General features: G+C 57.0%; 26 protein-coding genes and 2 pseudogenes. 9 read left to right on the top strand and 19 right to left on the bottom strand.

Features of this window, described 5'->3' with window-relative positions; translation table 11 throughout:
- Together tnpC and AC0L2P_RS30095 are read left to right on the top strand one after the other, a co-directional pair.
- Positions 1-1,202: IS66 family transposase (tnpC, locus tag AC0L2P_RS30100; RefSeq protein WP_473506648.1), on the top strand; the 1,202-nt coding region annotated here is incomplete at its 5' end.
- Between the two features lie 2 nt (positions 1,203-1,204).
- Complete coding sequence (locus AC0L2P_RS30095) at positions 1,205-1,438, top strand: hypothetical protein (RefSeq protein WP_473506646.1); 234 nt, start codon at positions 1,205-1,207, stop codon at positions 1,436-1,438.
- A gap of 198 nt (positions 1,439-1,636) precedes the next feature.
- Here the strand turns inward: AC0L2P_RS30095 and AC0L2P_RS30090 are convergent, their stop codons facing one another.
- The 5 genes and pseudogenes from AC0L2P_RS30090 to AC0L2P_RS30070 all read right to left on the bottom strand — a co-directional run bounded on the left by AC0L2P_RS30090 (position 1,637) and on the right by AC0L2P_RS30070 (position 5,521).
- Positions 1,637-2,437 carry an SAM-dependent methyltransferase gene (locus AC0L2P_RS30090; protein WP_473506644.1) on the bottom strand — a complete coding sequence of 267 codons (801 nt, stop codon included), beginning with the start codon at positions 2,435-2,437 and terminating at the stop codon, positions 1,637-1,639.
- 12 nt (positions 2,438-2,449) lie between these two features.
- Positions 2,450-3,112 (bottom strand): hypothetical protein, encoded by a 663-nt coding sequence (locus tag AC0L2P_RS30085; protein WP_473506642.1) that lies wholly within the window; start codon positions 3,110-3,112, stop codon positions 2,450-2,452.
- Entirely contained in the window at positions 3,109-4,314 is a 1,206-nt protein-coding gene (gene grrM / locus AC0L2P_RS30080; protein ID WP_473506640.1) for a cyclophane-forming radical SAM/SPASM peptide maturase GrrM/OscB, read from the bottom strand. The genes AC0L2P_RS30085 and grrM overlap by 4 nt, the downstream gene beginning before the upstream one ends.
- A gap of 506 nt (positions 4,315-4,820) precedes the next feature.
- Positions 4,821-5,129 (bottom strand): annotated as a pseudogene (locus tag AC0L2P_RS30075) (NYN domain-containing protein); the annotation flags it as partial.
- A gap of 32 nt (positions 5,130-5,161) precedes the next feature.
- Entirely contained in the window at positions 5,162-5,521 is a 360-nt protein-coding gene (locus tag AC0L2P_RS30070) for a hypothetical protein (RefSeq protein WP_473506638.1), read from the bottom strand.
- A gap of 256 nt (positions 5,522-5,777) precedes the next feature.
- Between AC0L2P_RS30070 and AC0L2P_RS30065 the strand changes: the two are divergent.
- Positions 5,778-5,978 (top strand): annotated as a pseudogene (locus AC0L2P_RS30065) (helix-turn-helix domain-containing protein); the annotation flags it as partial.
- Positions 5,979-6,025: 47 nt separating this feature from the next.
- Here the strand turns inward: AC0L2P_RS30065 and AC0L2P_RS30060 are convergent.
- The 4 genes from AC0L2P_RS30060 to AC0L2P_RS30045 all read right to left on the bottom strand — a co-directional run bounded on the left by AC0L2P_RS30060 (position 6,026) and on the right by AC0L2P_RS30045 (position 7,840).
- Positions 6,026-6,286, bottom strand: coding sequence for a DUF3768 domain-containing protein (locus AC0L2P_RS30060; RefSeq protein ID WP_473506636.1), 261 nt, complete (start codon positions 6,284-6,286; stop codon positions 6,026-6,028).
- Between the two features lie 176 nt (positions 6,287-6,462).
- Positions 6,463-6,735: a hypothetical protein gene (locus AC0L2P_RS30055; RefSeq protein WP_473506634.1), complete on the bottom strand. Its 273-nt coding sequence runs from the start codon at positions 6,733-6,735 to the stop codon at positions 6,463-6,465.
- Between the two features lie 4 nt (positions 6,736-6,739).
- Positions 6,740-7,090, bottom strand: a complete 351-nt coding sequence (locus tag AC0L2P_RS30050) for a hypothetical protein (RefSeq protein ID WP_473506632.1) — start codon at positions 7,088-7,090, stop codon at positions 6,740-6,742.
- 240 nt (positions 7,091-7,330) lie between these two features.
- Positions 7,331-7,840, bottom strand: a complete 510-nt coding sequence (locus AC0L2P_RS30045; protein WP_473506630.1) for a hypothetical protein — start codon at positions 7,838-7,840, stop codon at positions 7,331-7,333.
- Positions 7,841-8,227: 387 nt separating this feature from the next.
- Between AC0L2P_RS30045 and AC0L2P_RS30040 the strand changes: the two genes are divergently transcribed.
- Positions 8,228-8,542, top strand: a complete 315-nt coding sequence (locus AC0L2P_RS30040) for a hypothetical protein (protein ID WP_473506628.1) — start codon at positions 8,228-8,230, stop codon at positions 8,540-8,542.
- 262 nt (positions 8,543-8,804) lie between these two features.
- On the opposite strand, the gene AC0L2P_RS30035 is transcribed toward AC0L2P_RS30040, so the two are convergent.
- From AC0L2P_RS30035 to AC0L2P_RS30010, 6 genes are all read right to left on the bottom strand, one after another.
- Positions 8,805-9,320, bottom strand: a complete 516-nt coding sequence (locus AC0L2P_RS30035; RefSeq protein WP_473506626.1) for a hypothetical protein — start codon at positions 9,318-9,320, stop codon at positions 8,805-8,807.
- Between the two features lie 105 nt (positions 9,321-9,425).
- Positions 9,426-9,947 carry a hypothetical protein gene (locus tag AC0L2P_RS30030; protein ID WP_473506624.1) on the bottom strand — a complete coding sequence of 174 codons (522 nt, stop codon included), beginning with the start codon at positions 9,945-9,947 and terminating at the stop codon, positions 9,426-9,428.
- 42 nt (positions 9,948-9,989) lie between these two features.
- The gene (locus tag AC0L2P_RS30025; protein WP_473506622.1) at positions 9,990-10,580 is read right to left on the bottom strand and encodes a hypothetical protein; all 591 of its coding nucleotides are present in this window, start codon (positions 10,578-10,580) and stop codon (positions 9,990-9,992) included.
- A 682-nt stretch (positions 10,581-11,262) separates the two neighbouring features.
- The gene (locus AC0L2P_RS30020; protein WP_473506620.1) at positions 11,263-11,793 is read right to left on the bottom strand and encodes a hypothetical protein; all 531 of its coding nucleotides are present in this window, start codon (positions 11,791-11,793) and stop codon (positions 11,263-11,265) included.
- On the bottom strand, positions 11,774-12,487 hold the full coding sequence (locus AC0L2P_RS30015; protein WP_473506618.1) for a hypothetical protein: 714 nt from the start codon (positions 12,485-12,487) through the stop codon (positions 11,774-11,776). The genes AC0L2P_RS30020 and AC0L2P_RS30015 overlap by 20 nt, the downstream gene beginning before the upstream one ends.
- 47 nt (positions 12,488-12,534) lie before the next feature.
- The gene (locus AC0L2P_RS30010; RefSeq protein ID WP_473506616.1) at positions 12,535-12,825 is read right to left on the bottom strand and encodes a hypothetical protein; all 291 of its coding nucleotides are present in this window, start codon (positions 12,823-12,825) and stop codon (positions 12,535-12,537) included.
- A 112-nt stretch (positions 12,826-12,937) separates the two neighbouring features.
- On the opposite strand from AC0L2P_RS30010, the gene AC0L2P_RS30005 reads away from it, so the two are divergent.
- From AC0L2P_RS30005 to AC0L2P_RS29995, 3 genes are all read left to right on the top strand, one after another.
- Positions 12,938-13,342: a hypothetical protein gene (locus AC0L2P_RS30005; protein ID WP_473506614.1), complete on the top strand. Its 405-nt coding sequence runs from the start codon at positions 12,938-12,940 to the stop codon at positions 13,340-13,342.
- Between the two features lie 105 nt (positions 13,343-13,447).
- Complete coding sequence (locus AC0L2P_RS30000; protein ID WP_473506612.1) at positions 13,448-13,699, top strand: hypothetical protein; 252 nt, start codon at positions 13,448-13,450, stop codon at positions 13,697-13,699.
- A gap of 15 nt (positions 13,700-13,714) precedes the next feature.
- On the top strand, positions 13,715-14,149 hold the full coding sequence (locus AC0L2P_RS29995) for a hypothetical protein (protein WP_473506610.1): 435 nt from the start codon (positions 13,715-13,717) through the stop codon (positions 14,147-14,149).
- A gap of 285 nt (positions 14,150-14,434) precedes the next feature.
- Here AC0L2P_RS29995 and AC0L2P_RS29990 read toward each other — a convergent pair whose 3' ends face one another.
- The 3 genes from AC0L2P_RS29990 to AC0L2P_RS29980 form a co-directional block, all read right to left on the bottom strand.
- Positions 14,435-14,821, bottom strand: a complete 387-nt coding sequence (locus AC0L2P_RS29990; protein ID WP_473506608.1) for a hypothetical protein — start codon at positions 14,819-14,821, stop codon at positions 14,435-14,437.
- Positions 14,822-14,924: 103 nt separating this feature from the next.
- Positions 14,925-15,227, bottom strand: coding sequence for a hypothetical protein (locus AC0L2P_RS29985; RefSeq protein ID WP_473506606.1), 303 nt, complete (start codon positions 15,225-15,227; stop codon positions 14,925-14,927).
- Positions 15,224-15,535, bottom strand: coding sequence for a hypothetical protein (locus AC0L2P_RS29980; protein WP_473506604.1), 312 nt, complete (start codon positions 15,533-15,535; stop codon positions 15,224-15,226). The genes AC0L2P_RS29985 and AC0L2P_RS29980 overlap by 4 nt, the downstream gene beginning before the upstream one ends.
- A 213-nt stretch (positions 15,536-15,748) precedes the next feature.
- Here AC0L2P_RS29980 and AC0L2P_RS29975 point away from each other — a divergent pair, with 213 nt between their 5' ends.
- Positions 15,749-15,907, top strand: a complete 159-nt coding sequence (locus AC0L2P_RS29975) for a hypothetical protein (RefSeq protein ID WP_473506603.1) — start codon at positions 15,749-15,751, stop codon at positions 15,905-15,907.
- 690 nt (positions 15,908-16,597) lie between these two features.
- Positions 16,598-16,909, top strand: a complete 312-nt coding sequence (locus AC0L2P_RS29970; protein WP_473506601.1) for a hypothetical protein — start codon at positions 16,598-16,600, stop codon at positions 16,907-16,909.
- 543 nt (positions 16,910-17,452) lie between these two features.
- On the opposite strand, the gene AC0L2P_RS29965 is transcribed toward AC0L2P_RS29970, so the two are convergent.
- A complete protein-coding gene (locus tag AC0L2P_RS29965) occupies positions 17,453-17,755 on the bottom strand; it encodes a hypothetical protein (protein ID WP_473506599.1) in 303 nt (100 codons plus the stop codon).
- Positions 17,756-17,854 lie beyond the last annotated feature (99 nt).

The raw sequence follows: 17,854 nt of genomic DNA, 5'->3' as shown, positions 1-17,854 counted from the left end.
AGACGCTGGAGGTGGTGCCGCGGCAATGGAAGGTGATCCAGCACGTGCGGGAGAAGTTCACCTGCCGCGACTGCGAGGCGATCAGCCAGGCTCCGGCGCCGTTCCACGCCACCCCGCGCGGCTGGGCCGGTCCCGGCCTGCTTGCGATGATCCTGTTCGAGAAGTTCGGCCAGCATCAGCCGCTCAACCGCCAGGCTGAACGCTATGCGCGCGAAGGCGTGCCGCTCAGCCTGTCGACGCTCGCCGACCAGGTCGGCGCCGGCGCCGCGGTGCTGATGCCGCTGTTCAAACGGCTCGAAGCCCATGTGCTGGCCGCTTCACGTCTGCACGGCGACGACACGACGGTTCCGGTCCTGGCCAAGGGCAAGACCGATACCGGCCGATTATGGACCTATGTGCGCGATGACCGACCGTTCGGTGGCGCCGATCCGCCGGCGGCGGTGTTCTACTATTCCCGCGATCGTCGAGGCGAACATCCCGCGGCGCATCTCGCCGGCTGGAGCGGCATTCTGCAGGCCGATGCCTTTGGCGGTTATGGCGATCTCTATGCGACGGGTCGTCAGCCGGCGCCTGTTCTGGAAGCCAGCTGCTGGGCCCACAGCCGGCGCAAAGTGTTCGAGCTGGCCGATATCGAAGCGGCGGCGCGCAAGAAGGCGCGCGGCGACAAGCCCAACCTGGTCTATCCGCTAGCGGTTGAAGCCGTGAAGCGCATCGATGCCCTGTTCGATATCGAGCGCGCGATCAACGGCCTGTCGCCAGAACAACGCCTCGCCGTGCGCCAGGAGCGGAGCGCGCCGCTGGTCAGCGAGCTCGAGCGCTGGATGATTGAGACGCGCGACAAGCTCTCGCGCGGGCACGACCTGAGCAAGGCCTTCAACTACATGCTGCGCCGCTGGTCATCCTTCACCCGGTTCCTCGACGATGGCCGGATCTGCCTATCGAACAATGCAGCCGAGCGAGCCCTGCGCGGCATCGCTCTCGGCAGAAAGTCCTGGCTGTTCTGCGGTTCCGATCGCGGCGGACAGCGCGCTGCCCTTCTCTACAGCCTGATCGTCAGCGCCAAGATGAACGATATCGACCCGCAGGCCTGGCTCGCCGACGTCTTCGCCCGACTGCCCGCCTATCCGGCCCATCGGATCGATGATTTGCTGCCGTGGAATTGGATATCCGCAAAACTGCGGACCCAACCAGCGGCGGCCTGATCATGCAGCGCAACAAGGTGCATCACGTCTACACCGTCGAACGTGTCGCCACGGACCTCGGCGTCAGCGAAGCGCTCATCCAGGAACTGACCCTCGGTCTCGAGCCCGAGGACGGCGCCATCTGGGTGTATGGCGCCAACGATGACGACGGGATCTTGGCCTTCACCGATGAAGGCATCGAGGAGGTCAAACTCCTCCTCGAAGAATATCATCGCGTCTCCCCATCAAAATCTTGACCCCAGCACCACGGTGCTCAGGTGCTCATGGCCACCGGATAGGCCAGTCTGCGGTCTTCACCGGATGCGTACCCTGAATCCGAGCGCGCGCTACGAGTAGAGACGGCCCGCATCGGCTGCCTTCAATAGAAATTCATTGCACGCCAGGGATGGCGTTCCGATGTTTCACTGAAACACCAGCTTGCATCTCGGTCCCGATCAAGATTGGAATAGATTCTGCCACCAGAGTTTCGACTCCCTACCTCGGCCTGAATCTACTGCAGGTAAGAACAACGAGGTTCCGTTTAGATCTTCGACGCTGCCACCATCGGACAACTGCCCAACAAACGTCCCGCGGGCATACCCGGGATCCCCAAAGTACATGGGGGCTCGGACCAATATGGCAGGACTGAAAGACGGATACTGAGAGAGCAGATATTTCTGCAGAGGCGCCAATTTTGCTGTGCTTATATCGCTATCGCGCGGCATTCCGTCGGTCCAAAACACGCCCACCTGAAATAGAATAGTGGAGAGCCTATGGTCCAATTCAATTTTATTTAGAACCAGCCATCGGGCCTCGCAGATCTGAAGGCCGGGCGCCATATCCTCGCCTAGGTACGAAAGTATCGAATCCACGCTGCTGGCTGCTGGGATAACAATGCAGTCTAAGCCGCTTCTCCCCGCCAGTTCGCGGGTGAAACTCACAACTCGGTCGTACACGACCGGGCTGCCGTACGTGAAGAACAGTACTTCATCACCCGCGGTGGCGCATGCAACTATCCGATGCGCAGCCCGCTGATAGTTCTCCCACCTGTTGTCGGCATCTGAGTAGCAATCTGAAAGTGAGCAGAGTTCACAGTCTGAGAGCTCGATTGGCAGCCACCGAGCCGGAGACTCAGTGATATGTGTGAAAATCTTTCTTACCGACTTCAGCTGCTCATATAGCTCGGGTGCAAGGCTTCTGCTAGCGAACGCTCCGGTACCTAATATCCAGATCTTGCCGGGCAACTGCTTAACCACTTTTAGATGAACTTATTGCCATACAACGGCAGTAATTCTATTGGTCTCATCCAAGAAAAGCGAGGCTCGATTCGGATTAACGCTCATATCCGATAGGCCATCATTTGGACCTATAGTCCGTACATATTTGGCCGACCCCAGCTGAGTGGGCGCCGTATTAGAGTTTGCTGCAACCGTTGCACCAATAGCACCAGCGCAATCCGGAGCGAAAAACTTGTCCTTCTTAACCCCCGTGCTATCCAAAGTTATTGAATTGGCCGCAGAACGTACACGTACTCTGCTAAGTGGCACCTTCGACTGATACGAGAAGGTTGCCGTAATCTTCGAGAACGCACAGACTGCGGACGATCCAGGAACTGCCCTCGCGAATAGGTCAAGCGTCGGAACGGAACCGGCAGCATCGCTAATTGACGTTGGCGGGAAAATTGCACCGAGAACCAACGGCGTGTCATCACCATTTCTCACATATGCAACAACCCGTACGATCCCAAAAAACTCGGGAGCCTCGGAGGCGCCAATGTGCATCTGCTGAACCTCGACCTCTTCAACAAACAATACCATGGGGGCATCGGAGACTACCGTCGCCGCGCTCGCCTGAGGCGGCGCGTTCTGGCCGAGCGCAGCCCCTGATGTCGCGAGCACCGCCAACACAACAACAGCTTCTTTGATCTTCATGACCGAATCTCGCCACCTAGGGGTTCCGTGTGCATCTCAAGACCCTCAACAAGTTCTAAGGCCACATCGAAAACGGCCTTCTGGGTAATACGGCAAAACACTGTCTCAGTTGAATTAAATGAGCCGTTCTCAAACAACTTGTTCGACGGCGCGCCGCCACCACAGACGGAAAAGTATTCGCAATTTCGCTTGCATTCTTTGACCCCTTGCCGAATCTCGCTGGCGACCCGCAAAAATTTTTCGTTTGCAACGATTTGGGCAAACGTGTCTGTAGTGAGGTTTCCAAATACGAAGTTCCCGTAGTCAGGATGTTCGCATGTTAGCAGTTCAGGCGAAAAAGTTGATAACGATCCATCAGCAGCCACACTAATAATAGAGAATGGCTCTGTTTGCTCATTTACGAGGAAGTTCTGGTCACTGCCAGAGGCAATCTTCAGCCGGGCGAATGCGCTTCTTAGCTCGCGAATATTGACAATCTCGCCATCGGAATTCGCTGCGCGAGTCAACATCTCACGCAAAAACGTTTTATAACGATCTTCAATATCTGCGTTTGCAAACGAGGTTTTTGCGTTGACGCCCTCGACCTCGTCGATATTAAACGCGATGTTCTTTATACCATATTCTATGCAGAAGTCGGCATACTCGCTGGAGCAATCCAGTATCTCCTCAGACAAGACGCTAATGACATAAAAATCAATTGCGTTTTCAGCTAACAATTTTATCCCTTTGATCGCGCGGTCAAAAGTACCGATCCCGGACCGTGAAACCCTCCTCTTGTCGCTAAACCGCTTCGGTCCATCTATGCTTACGCCTATATGAAACTTGGGATGCTTGAGGACCGGGAGCCAACTTTCGTCCAACAGAGTGCCGTTCGTCAAAAGAGAGTATTCATAGTTTATCCACTTAGGCCGGGTCCCCTCGATGAGCTCGATGGCATTGAGATAATAAGTTGGAGGCAGAACACAGGGTTCTCCAGCATGCCACAGCACCGTTATGTCGCCCGTCATGGAAGGGAAATCATAGAGCTTTGCGAACACCTGCTCAATGGTGTCGGGCGACATGACGTTATTTTTGGCCCGATCGGGTAAATAGCAATATGAACAATTTATGTTGCAAAAAGATGTTGACTGCAAAACCAGCAGATTTGTGGGATTGGACGCAAAACTAAGAGACGCGGCCAATTCCGACCCAGCATCAGCCACCCCAATTACCCCAGTTGGAGAAATTGCCCCAATTGTTCCAATTGTGCCAGTTGCCCCAATTCGAGAAGTAGTTGCCCCACTGGTTGGCCCACTGCGCTACCTTGGAAGATCCTGAAGTTGATCCTTTCCCCTCCAAATTCCGCAAAATTTTACCCGCGTTTGACAGCCTTTCAGTGATCGAAGCCGGTGAGGCGTCGGTCCTAGTGGATGCAGACGCATTGGATGGGCCAAGAAGACTAGACGCAGCCACAGCGATGCCGGTTGCGGCCGCAAGTATGGGGGACTGCCAGGAGATAGATTTCGATTTCTTTGACATTGCCCCGTCCCATTTATGATCTCGATAGCATTACAGAAGGATGTGTGAGAGTCAACAATATTTAAGATCTTTATAATATTTTTGAAGTGGTACTGCGGCGGGAATACCATGGAAGACGCGCGTCCCAACACAGTTCTCCTGAGCCTGTGCTCGAGAGCTTGTGCTGATCGGGGTTGCATCATATGCGACAGGAGTCCAGACAGAAGCCATCGAAACGACCGCTATGAAGCATATCCATCGCGTCGATCACCAACGTTATGTCGGAAGCGTTCTTCCCGGTGGTGTAAGCGAACTGCTGCTGCGGGATGATGGCATGTTTCGACAGAATGTCGGCCCAGCCCTTTGAACGGGCGCTGGAGAAGTCCCCGTGAATGCGGCGGACGCTTGCCTCCCCGATCTTCGCGATCTCCTCGAACAGCCCATCGGCGATTTTGGCCGAGGCGTCGTCGGCGTCGATCAGGACGACAAGGCGAGGTGAGCGGGTCTCAGACGGTAACAATCCTAACGTTCGTATTGGCAACTATAGCAAGCCTAAGGCGAAATCGAGGTCAGCGCGTCAACGGACTTGCTGGTGGTTGTGTTTCCCGCCGGGTTTAGCATGAAGTTCGCCCGATAATGGCCGAACAGACGATCAACCTGATCGACGCGGAAATACCGCTCCGCTGTGGTTTTGCTGGTCGGCTGGTCCCGCCTCGCCAACTCGTCGGTTACCGCTCTCGGTATCAAATAAACCGCCCGGCTGGTGCTCTCACCTGCGAACAGAAGGACAACAGCAAGCCAGTCGAAAACGTCATAATCATTGTAGCCTACATAGACCGCACCAGTTTTGTGACTACGCGATTTGACCGATATGCGCTTGCGGCTCCGTGTTCGGTGGCTGTGCGATAACATCGTAACCGGGCCAGTTGTCCGGCACTTTCAGGGCTGGGATGCCTGCAAGCGTCAACTCGGCGGCCACAATCATTTCGCAAGCGTCGCCCATCTGCTTCGTCGTATACTATCTTGGCGCAGTCATCTTCAAATGGGTAGGTCTGGCATTCGGTAGAACTCTCAGCATGCGAGAAAATCCCCGTTGCCGGTGGCCCAGCCTAAGCGGAGCCGCTGCCCAGACTTCAGGACCACCGTGCTCGACTGATCAGGCTTAGGTGAGTGCCTGGCGTTGGCGGCAGAGATTGATCGCTCTTATGTCGGTCGAGTTGAGCGAGGCTCCGAGAACGTAACCATTGATACGTTGGAGACGTTCGCGAACGTTCTTGCCGTCCCTGTCGCCGCACTGTTGATCGAACCTCCCAAGGGGGCACGGCAGCCCGCGCCGCTGTCGTCCGGTCGAAAGTCGAAGGCAGGTTAGAGCTCGAGCTTTAGGGTGTGCCCCTGTGCCCTGCGCCGCTAAGAACATCAGTATTCCTCCGCGAGCATGACCGTCATGATCCGGATCGTAACGGCAGGGTCCGTCGCGTCGGGCGACAGGTTTACAAGCGCCCGGTCGTAGTAGTCAATCTTGAAGAAGAGCTGCCGATCGCCGACGTGCAGCAGAGCGCAATCGTGCTGGCCCCACGGATCGTTGTTCTCGTCGAATGCGTCGAAGTTGGCGATGGCCAGCAGGATGGCGGCAATCTCGTTGGCAGGCAGTGCTGCGACGCCAACAGTCATCACCATGCGCCCGCCAGCGCCCGTCTGGCGTAGTTGATCGTTGAGGGATACGCGCCGTTCGATCAGCCGCCGACAGCCGAGCGACGCGCTCTGTTGAGCATGTCATGGGGTGGTTCCTTCGAATGGGTGTGTGATTGAGGGGGGTAACGGGCCAGGACGAACCCGGCCCGTTGTAGGGACGATTATTTCTTCGCCAGCTGGCGCGGGTGGATCAGGCCGAGTTGGTAGTAGCTGCGGTCGACCTGGGCTGCATCCTGGTAGTCGCGGAACTTTAAGGTGAAGATACCCTTGGCTTTCGCCTTCATTATCCGGGCTTCGAAATATCCCTCGTCGGGCCCTTCCGATGCCAACACGACATCGCCGACAGCCAACCGGGCCCAAGGGTCGGGTGAGGCACCCTCACCGCCGCCGTCGCCTGAACTGCCCCCTTCGTCGCCCTCGCCGTGGCCTGCCACGGCCTCAGCCAAGCCCGCTGAGGCGTTTTTCGGGGCTGTCGGGCTCATCGGTGCCGGCCGAATGGGGCCGAGGCTCGTCAGCGACCCCCGCCAAGGCGGCGATGCGGGTGTACAGTTCGCCTTTCACGAACGGCACGAAGGCCTTGCCACTGTCGAACAGCTTGCCCGCTGGCAGCCGCATGACGATGTCGGCCGCTTCGCCGGGTTCGACGCGATGCGAGTGCATCCCCATCAGCTTGGCCGCACCTTCCGCGGCTTCGACGTCGGGTAGCAGGAACACTGAGGCGTGGGGCTTACGGGAGTCATCCCTCCCAAAGACGATTAGCGATCGGGTAGTTTCGGAGGCGACATTCATTCTCCGGCCCCCAGAAAAGCGAAGGGGGCCAGAAGACCCCCGTCGAAGTCATTTTTGTGCCGCCACCAAGGCGTTTTCGGTCGCTGCTCAAAGGTCATTTCCATCTCCTGTTAAGATCTGGCCCAGCCGCAAAATCGACGCAGCTTGCCGCAGCTACCATATCAGGAAAATATTCCTATGTCAATAGATCGCTACTATCTCGGGGCAATTGGGACCGAATTCGACGCATGGAGAATGCCCTCAAATCAGTTCCCGCGTGGCAGCTTCCAAGCCTCCGTGGTTTGGCACCCTGACGTCTACGAAAGCGCCACGAAACGCCTCGGAATTCTTTCGACTCCTTATTCGGAGATGCTTCTTCGTTTCGGTAATATGCAACTCGGTCTGCAGCGACATAGCCTTGATCAGCACACCAAAGAAGTAGTCAGCTCCAACGTCAGCGCCGCTTTGCATTCCCCGTGCAAGGATCAATGCCGGGATCCACTTCACGTAAGCGCTGCACTTGACCATCCTTGAGCTGTTCGCGAGGGCCTCGAATGAGTTTGCCAAGTTCTCCGACCATTGGTTGCCCAGGTGGGCATGATAACCGTTGATGCGGAATTCTTCGATTGTCACATCAAAAACCTCGATAAACCCGTCCGGCACATTGATCTGCGGTGGGGACGACTTAACCTCCCGAACAAGTAGATCAATCAGGTCATTGCGCTCAGAAATCTTGCGCAACGCCGGCGTGGCACGTTTGGCTTTTTTCACTTTTTCTCTCCAAGTCAGAGGATGGACAACGGACGCCGCGATAGACTGCGGTCGCCGTTGCTGCTGAAGAATGGCCGATATCGAAGATGCGGCATCACGAGCGGGCATGTGTCGGGTGCGCCACCGGTGCGACGGCCTACACCGGAGCCTTTTCTTAAAAGGCGGACCGAAGTCATCGGTCCGCGGCTCTGGTACTCGGTGTGTCAGAGCGACTGCAGCCTTGCCCCTACGCTCGAGTGCTAGCAACCAGGTAGCTTTGCGAGATGCGGCACATATCAATGTGACGAACTTTCAACTGGCTAGCCTTTAGCCGCTGTGTCCTTCGGTGATGCGGTTGCGTTCTGTCAGTATACTGGCTCGATAGCCTCTCTGATTTTGCAATCCATAGTGACGTCGATCACGACCACTTCCGACACAGCCAATTCAGGGGATGACAAGAACCGCACACGCTTTTTGCCGCTGCACCTCAATCTTCAAATTGAGGCTGTTGATCATCGAGTGGCAGAACTCGTGCAACTCGATGTGAGGTTCGTCTTCCAGCAGCAACTCGCCGAATACGTCCACCAACAGCCAGTGCAACCCGGCGTGGCAGGAAGCAGGCTTACCCCGACTGATAAATCCATCTACTACATGCTGCAGCAGCTCAGAACGACCCGATCCGGGTACGTAGCCATACGCCCGCGCGCCTCTCATCAGCGCTGAAAATAAGTCACGGCTTGTTCAGTCACTTGGATCTGTGGCTCTCGATGCAGCATGTATGCCTCAAGCCATCCAAGAAACTGGTCTACGTTGTAAATCAGTCGAGGTTCATCCGTTATCACTTTTGGTCTCCTTTGTTGACGTTGCCGACATCCTTCTCTGCGGCAGTCGAAGACTAGGGATCGCAGTGTTTAGCGGTCGTCGGAATTGATTGCTGAGGCGAGGGAGGTGACGGTCTGGCCGAGCACCTCGACTTCGCGACGGATTATCGCCAGTGTGAGCGTGGCGGCTCGCCGACCTCTTTGCGATAGAGCTCGGTGTACTCGCCATGCTTGACTGTAACTTCACAGCGGAAGCCGTAGTGTTCTCGAAATCTCTTCGTACTTCTGAACCTGATCTCGCCGTCGCGCTCGGTGGCGACAATGCGCTTTTGTAGCTCCAACGCCCGCAGCAAGAGCGCAATGAAGTCCCCGGCACCGGCGCCCTGTTTATCGATCACACAGGACAAAGCCTCGGCCGAGAGCCAAAGGACGAGGGGCGAACAGCGCACTTTGCGTTTCTGGCCGGTGATGGTGTCAAAAACAGCAGAAAGGTAGTCGCCCCAAAGCATGGGGTTTCTGAACCAACCGTATCTGAATTCCTGCGCGATTGAATCGAAGCAGGCAACTTCGCCGGCGCCGATCATCCTTGGCTCCTGCGCTTTCACCTGCTCGACCAGCCAATCGATAAGTTTGACTTGATCCGTTATGGTGCGCACAACTTTCGTTGCATCTTTTGCCATGGGTTCTCCTAGATTACAGGTTGGAAGTGGCGCCGCGGCACAACCCTTTACGCGTTGGATCTCATGAAAGGCCGCTGCTGGGATTGGCTTCGGAATGCTGGTCGTTCACCCGAAGCGACGGCGGCGGGATTTGTTCGCGTCGGATGCACTGCTGAGCTTCCGCAGTTGTCGCGGCAGCCGCACGCAGACAAGGACGCGGTGCGTTTCAGCCAAGGCTACGGTAGAGGAAATGACGACCTCATCGCCTGCAACTTCGTCCGATGTCGTGAGGGTCAGGCCAGCGATGTCCGCCAGACGCAGCACGACCTCATGAAACTCGATTGGCTGCTCGATGACCAGAAGCCGATGCATAAACTCGGCCAGCAACGGCAGGAAATTCTCATTGCAGAGGAACGGTGCACTTGGCTGGGCGACGGTGGTGAGCGCTTCGCGGAAATAGTCGCCTGAAACTGCTGGAACGGGCAAGAACCCGACCCTATGCAGATGAGCAATTTCGTGGTTGAGGAGATCCAGAACGCTGCCGGAAGCCTCAACGACGGGATCAGCGTTGACCGCCACATCGACAAGCCAGTCGAGCAGCGTATCAGGGTCGATGATCCCCTTCACCGTGAACACGTTGCTGTTCATTGACATTCTCCATGCGAGTTTTCTGCTGGCAAAGCGCCGCGCTTAGACGTCGGGAAGTGGCGACCCGTGCGGTCGGTACGACGACAGCGGTATTCGAAACGTGACATGGCGAGGACCGAGCAGCGGTTCGCCCTCCTTGGCAAAGAGCGAGACGTCGATCCTAACGCCGTGGCGGAGCTCGAACCCCTTCTTCGACTGAAGTCGCGTGTGTTCGCCGTCCTCCCAGAGCAGCAATTTGGTGCTCTTAGCGATGCTCCCAAGGAGGGTGAGAAGGGCATAGAGGTAGTGGACCCGAAGCTCCCGTGGATGGCGAGCATCCCGCATGGTATTTGCGATCACGCCGACGAATTCTCCAACCTCGTTGCCGCATGACACAAGGCCGGCTTCCGGCTCCTCAACCCCGTCCAAAAGGGCTTGGATAAACTCGTCGTGCGATCCGTCAAAAAACCACCACCCTGTGGTTCCAAATGCTTCGATCATCTCGTCAAAGCGGTCGATCATGGGGGTGGGCATTTGTGCGCGGGGTTTAGACAGCTTGCACTGATCACCCAGCCAGTCGAAGAGCGCCTTTTGTGTAGTGATCTTCGCCAGTTCTGCGGTCTTGATCTTCGGTTTGTCCGGAGACGTTGTCATGTCACTTCCTTTCCGTTGTGGATGTGGGATGCGCAGCGCTTTACCGACCGGGAATTGGATTCCCGGCAGCAGCAGTTTCGGGTGTTGGACGTCAGGTATTTGGGGATGAGACCCATCATAAGAGGGCGGGTCTCATCGGTATCAAATGGCCCATCAGGGCCTAGTGGATGACGGTTATGAGGGGTCGTTAGGTGACCTATCGATGAACACATCAAAAAGGGTGAATTGGTGAGTTATTGATGAAGGCGAGGTAGTTGGTGGGTTCAAAGGGGTAGTTGGTGGGCAGCGTGTACATATACTGCAGCAGCTCTCATCTCTCCCTCTCCACATTCTACCATTCCCGGTGAACACTTCACCCGCTCGCTACCCCTTTCTCCTGGCCACGACCCTGCCTCGAACCATCATCATCCCGCTCAAAAACGACCGATCTCGCGGACGCATGCCAAGCATCCAGAGATCGTGTTCGAGTCGCGCAGCTTCGGGCACTTTGAATGGCCGGCGATCGGTATTTCCTCGCCTGTCCCAAATTGCCTCGCGGCCATCCACTGTCGGCTTCACGCTGTACCCAATCGCATTGGCAAGCGACGTGACACGCTTGACCTTGACCGGGCGGAATGTTCGGCCGACTAGATCTGGAGGCGCTGGACGACGTGGCTTCAATACCCGTCGTACCTCCTTCGCATCAGCGTCTACGGCAATAGCTAGATGGTGCCCACCATTCCCGGCCATCCGCATCGCGATCGTAAGCGATGTCCAGACCGCCTGCGATGCGGGCCGACTTCCAGTGGTCGGGAGCCTGCCGCAACCGGCGACGAAGGCTCTGGAACAGCCCTTTGACCGAAAGCTCGCGCAGGTGTCCTGGCTTTAGGAAGTAGGTCGGGTCGATGATCGTGACGAAGTGGAGCGGTTCCGGCGAGTTCTTCAACAGTCGTCGGGTGTGCCGCACGACACGGTTCAATTCCTTCCGCTCACCGAAGACACACGCCGCCGAGCAGATTGGATGAGGGCACTCGGTTCCACGACAACGCTTGAGCTGCTTCCATGTCTGCTCGTCGACTCCGTTGCTGGCAAGCCGGGCCAGGCGCTCCAAGTGGAGGCGCGAAAGCTCCTCTTTGGAGAGAACCTTCTGTACCTTCAACCGGCGTAGGGCGTCGGCATCTCGTGCAGCCCTGGCGTCGAAACGCTCGTGGCGCTTACGCATGATCAGCTCCATAGTCTCCAAAATTCGAGCGTTCGAGCGCATCCGCAAGCCGTCGAAGCAGGACTGGCAGCGATATTTCATTGCTGGTGGGAGCGCGCAGATGAACACGTCCCGTTAGTCCTTCGAACCGAACCGAATGCTCAGTTTGATTGGCAGTCGAATGGGACGTGATCGTCAACGCGAACGCTGTATCGTCTCTTTGGCCGCTAATCTCTTTCGCCGTTTTTTTTCGATCGGATGGCACTTCTTCGGCGCGATTGTTGGTAAGTCCCGATTTCGCTGCCCTTCGCGCCGCTGCCACCGCTTTACGGCACTCGCGCAGCGTCCTCTCGCTCGCCCATTCGACGAACAGTTCTGGGGCCACGCCAAGGTTCTGTGCATGCAAGAGCATGGCCGCATAGTCCGAAGCGACCTTGTGATCGTCCGGCCATTCAGGTCTGGTGATCAGGCGCACTGCCAAGAGGGCCGGATTTTTCTTTGACGGGGCTCGCTTCAACCCGGCAACATATGGATGGCTGAACACCGCCGACGAAGCTCGTTCCCCGAAGTTTGCCAGGAGAGCGAGCAAGCAATAAGCCGGCACCAACGCCATAAGCTTTTCTCGCCAAGACCCGAAGAAAAGCTGATGCACATCTGCCTGAAGGCAGATATCGACCGCGCGCATCAGCACTCTGTGGTCGGTTTCCGCTCTCTCCGCCTTTTTCAAGTGGTACAGGGATCAGAGCGGGGACGTCGGAGGCAGCGGACCTGCGACTAGCTAAACGCGCCATGCAATGCGACCGGACCATCTTGGCCAAACTCGAGTAACGACAGCAATGGGCCTTCGAGATAAGGTTGGGACGCGATGGCATTGAGCGAACGATATCCGGGAACCGAACTAATCCACAGGAATATTTTGTTGGTATTTTTGTTGGCCAGTCCTCCTATAGCGTGAGTCCTAACCATTTGGAAACAGAGCAGGTTTTCTACCGCTTGGATTCCGCCTCTGGGCACCATCACTTCCTCAATGAGATCAAGTCGTTGCGGTGTGGCAAAGTTTGCCACTCCAGCCTTTCCATGTCGCGCTGTGTTGCAAACTGTTCCCGTTCATTTCCAAGGGTTCCCTGCCAGTATCGGCAGGTCCACGCGACACGGACGCAACATGGGGGGATGCTGGATGGCCGACTACAGGGAGATTTCGCAGGAGTACGCGAAGAGCGCTATTGGCGCAGCGATGTTGATCAATGCCGGCGGGTCGGTCGCCGTGCTAAGCCAATTAGCCGAACTTTATAAGCTGGATCTACTGAGTTCTGTTGTCTGGTCAGTCATGGCTTGGACCGTCGGTGTGGTCCTAGCTGCCCTCGCCTGGCCAACCGCCTTTCTGTCTTCGAGATTTGTCGACAAAAGCGAGAGAGATCGGGGCATGGAGCGAGCCTACCTACAGGTATCAAACCGTTGGATGAACGCTGGCGTGCTCCTGGTCTTTGCCTCTATCCTTTGCTTTGCGGGAGGTGCGGCCTACATGGCGGGCCAATATTCGTTCATATCGGAACACCCGCCGATTCTGACCACCTCCCCGTGAGAAGACCCGCCACCGTGTGAGGCAGCGGGCTCTGTAGGCACTCTCCTTGCTTTCCTGCGCCATCCTGCCACTATCGCCAAGATCGTGCGACTTGGGGGTAGGAGCATGGCAGAACTTGCAGCGTTACTATTGGTGGTCCTGACCGTTGTGGTCGGCTATTCACATACGAGTTGGTACGCGGTCCTGGGCCTCGCCGTCATCGGAACGCTGGTTTATTTCTGGATGAGATCGAGCGCGGTCATCGGGATGTTTCAGCGGATCGGCGTCATCCAATACACCGCCATGATGTATGCGACGCAACTGCTCACCGTGGCGATCCTATTCGCAATCGGCCGTGGACTGGGCTCTATTTTCTAGGCGGGAGACGCGAGGATGCGCCCATTTATCAGCATCGCGGGCGCGCTCTTTGCTGCGTTCCTTTGGGCGGTGCCGACCCTGGCCGGCCAATCATTCTCATGCTCATTTGGCAGTGAGCCGGCTTGCCTAGACTACGGCGCCGTCGTCTGCAAGCGCAGCGCGACATGCGTTTCCAAGGATGCGATCTGCTTCGATTCCTACACCTGCGATTACAAAGGCTTTGTGTGCAAGTCGAAGTTCGATGTCGCCGTCGACGCCTATGATACTCAGCTCAGAAAATACAATGAGCTCGTCGACAAGTTCAATCTGCTGAACTCGGCCTATGAAGAGGTCCAGTCCGGAAAGGCCGCGGCGGATTCAGAATTGCAGGCCGCTCAGGCAAAGGCGCGTCGAATGTCGGACTGCATCGATCGCGTCGACACGATCGACGGCGCGAAGGCATGCTACTGAATTGTCATTCCGCTTTATGACAAAGAAGCCCGCCACCGTTAGGCAGCGGGCGCTAGTTCGGGAGGAGTCGGGCGTCCCCTTTGCGCCCGTGTGAACAACGGTACGCCTCGCTTAGCTGGATAATAAGCTCGCGCCGGTTGAAGCTCTGCATATTCAAGCTGCGTGACTTTTCGGCCACAAGCTAAAGAAGGCCCGCCACCGTGGTGCAGCGGACCCGTCGCGAGATAGATCGATAGCAGCGTTCGTGTCGGCGGCGCGGGTCAATGCGGTCAGCAGTGGGATTTCTTATCGGTGCGTCTCTACGAAGGCCTTGCACTTGGGTGACAACTGCCCGCTCATGCCTACAAGATCGCATTTGCCGATCGGTGTGCTTGGGCAAAGCCGTTTGTAGTCACGGTTGCATGCCTTGCCTTCGAAGGATTTGAAAGTTTTTACCTGTTGTGGGCTGGTTCCGCTCGCTGGCAATAGGCCGGGACCGATGTCCATCGCGCCATCCTTGCTGCCCTTGCCGCCCTTACCGCCTCCACCGCCTCCACCGCCTCCTTTCGCGGACGCGATGCCAGAAATGGCGGCGTATGCGACAGTTGCACTCATCATGGAAAGCAGTGCACGACGTGATGTAGACATTTGTTCAACCCCTCTCTTTTGAACGATGATTTTCCAGCTAAGCATAAAGCATCAGCAATTGCTAATTTGCGCCGTGCGAGTTGTCAGTTGTGAAAAGCCCGCCACCGTTGAGGCAGCGGGCTTCAAAGAGGAAAACTTTCCGGTTTGATCAGTGACGGCCGGGGGGTCCTTCAAGAAACTCCATGAAGTTTTCCACCACTTTATCCGCTGGTGTTGATCGGGAGTTGCAAGCACTGAGAATGGCGGCTGCGATTTTCAGCATGTCGGCGCGACTTCCAACGATTTTTGAAACAACGGCGTTTTCGGTGCCGCCGTCATAGGTCGAGCGTTGCAAGACATGCAGCGTCAGCCTGAGATTGTCGCCCATGAACTGGAGCGGGCCGGCGCCGGTGATGAACGTATCAGAGACGCAGAAGGGTTCGACGGTCGGGGCGGAAGTAAGCGCGTTCATGATGCGGTCTTTCTGGCCTTGGCGTCGGCCAGTGCCTTGTCGACACAGGCCTCTGCCGCTTCGCCCAGGCGTTCGGCGAGGTCGCGCGATATCGTCGCCAGCGCACAAATCTCGTCGGCAAAAACGTTCCGTGTACCGTCAGGGCGGACGAATTCCTGATTCTCGTTGACGATTTGGCACATGACAGAAAGCAGTTGGTGCAGGTTGCCAATCTCGCCCTGGAGGTCGTCCAGGCTGTCGGACGGCGGGCTCAGACGGTTCACTTTGGGCATACCTTCAACGGCTGCCCGAACAGATGTGTTCGGCATTGGATTTCCTCCTAGTGGTGATATTTACACCATTAACGGTAATCCCACCACCAAGTTGATGTCAACATAGATTGGTGATAAAAACACCATATGAAGCCAGTTCAGTGCCGTATGGGGCGTGCAGCCCTCAATTGGAGCACCCTCGATCTTGCCAAAGCGGCAGGCGTTGGAGGGAATACCGTCAATCGTTTTGAGGCTGGTCAGGATGCTCGCGTGAGCAGCGTGGATAAAATTCGCGCTGCGCTCGAAGCGGCTGGCATCGAGTTCATCCCTGAGAACGGCGGCGGCGCTGGCGTGAGGCTGCGGAAATCGGCGCAGGCCCCTCACCCGCCCGACGGCGAAGCCGCCATTATCGAAAACAACGAGATCTAGGGAGCGTCGCAGCAGTGGTCTACACCGTCAAGCACGCCCGACCGACAGCGCCATCCCAGGCATCGCGAAACGGATGTGGAGGGAACGCCATATGCAGCAACCGACCAACCCGCCGCACATCGTGCCGCCCTACTGGTGCCGTGCGAGCCGGTCCATGGGGGCGTTTGCTTCGGCCAACCTAGAAAGCGCTTGCTCGACTTTTTGAGCCGAGGCGTCAGTGCGCTTGATGTGCCGGATCACCTGCTGCCTCAGCCGTGTGAGCCTTTCGGCCCGATAAACGTCGCCGTATCTCGCAGTTTCAAGTTGGAGGGTCGCGAGCCTCATGGCTACCAGCTCAAAGTGACTATCTGGGACAGCGCGGCGATGTCGCCATAGATCATCGAACCTTTGACGAGAAAACATTTGTCACCTAGCACTTCGAGGAGCGAGCTTGACGCGGTGCAAACCGGCAGGTTCTTCGAACTGGCGTACGTACAGCGCGTCGCGGTTTCGAGCCTCCGGTCCGCAGCTTCGGCATAGCTGACGCTGATCGCGAGGATAGCGATAGCAAGGTGGCTCGGGGGTAAGTAAGGTCGCGACATGCATCAAATTTAGCACCGGCCTTTGATGGGCTTCGTCCATCGATTGGATGAAGCGTCACCTATATTAGCTACCACTTGACTGAGGCGCTGGCCGCCCCAGACTCAAAGCATGGCGCGGGGCATTGGCATCGGCGACGTGGTTGCGATCACGGCCACGGTACGTAGGCGGGTCACCGACGACCGTATCAGCGTCTCCCTCCCCTCCTATGGCTTCCCGCATTCCATCGTGGACAGCAAATCCAAGGTCAAGCGAGGCCAGCAGATAGAGCTCACCGGAGAGATCACACGCATAGACGAGGAAGGCGGCAAGGTGACCATCGACATGGGGCCGCTGGTGACGATCGACATCGATAAGGTCAGGCTGGTCGAGAAGTACAGGCCACCGAAGCGCAAAAAGCCGCTGCGCGACATGGTGGATTAACCACGCTTATGACTTCCGTGATCGCGGAATTACTCGAATCGCCAAGTTGAGTATTATCCAACGGCGGCGGACCCCAATCCGCCCGGCCGGCGCCCCTCAGGCGATCTTACCCCCCGCCCCCAAACGGGCACCGGCCACTTTCAGCCCCTTCGTTCGAAAGTTGGCTTCCAATCGCGATTGCGCGCCCGCTGCTGGCCTTCGTAGTCAGGAATGCATGTGAAGAACACCTGCCGGCGGTCACGACCGGCAGCCTTGCAATTTGAGCAGACAAAGAGCCCGATCAGGTCGTCATGCATCGAGCCGTGGTCACGGCCGAGCCTGTCAATCAGCGCCGGGGATGTCGAGTTTCGTCGATTTGCAGCACATCGGGTGTCCGCAATTGACATAGATGGTTTCGCGGGCGGCCAGGGTGTCGGCGAGGGTCTTTTGGGGCATGGCGATCTCCGTGAAAGGGGTTCGCAGCAACGGAGAGGATTATATTCCTGAGGTCTATGGGAAACGCAAGTGGGCCTCCCGATCAGAGTGTTGACGCAACCGCCTCATCTAATAGCCCGGACCTGCCACGCCCAGGAGCAACAGCACGGAAAGCGCCAAAACAGCCAATAGCATGATGGGTGTTGCGTCTGGGAAGATGACGGTGATCGCGCGAGTCGACAGAGCCCCCAAAATCTCACCGCCGCCCTCGATCGACGCTTCTTTCCGCTGGCTTCTCCTCATCCCACGGGACGGGACCCCAACATTGTTCATGTTCAAAATTCTGGCCGAGATGTCTCTGGCAATTACCGGATCATCGGACAGATGGCCTGTAATCCATTCAGGGAGGTATTCCTCACCGCGCTCGCTCATGGCACCTAGTAACCCGCGTCACATTTACTCAACTGTAGACTTAATCATATCAGTTACTACCATCGGTTGCGACAGGCAAGTCTTAAAGCGCGTCGCGTC

Source organism: Mesorhizobium sp. WSM4836, from assembly GCF_055811815.1.
The sequence above is the reverse complement of the archived record's forward strand: the minus strand, read 5'-3'. Positions and strand labels throughout refer to the sequence as shown.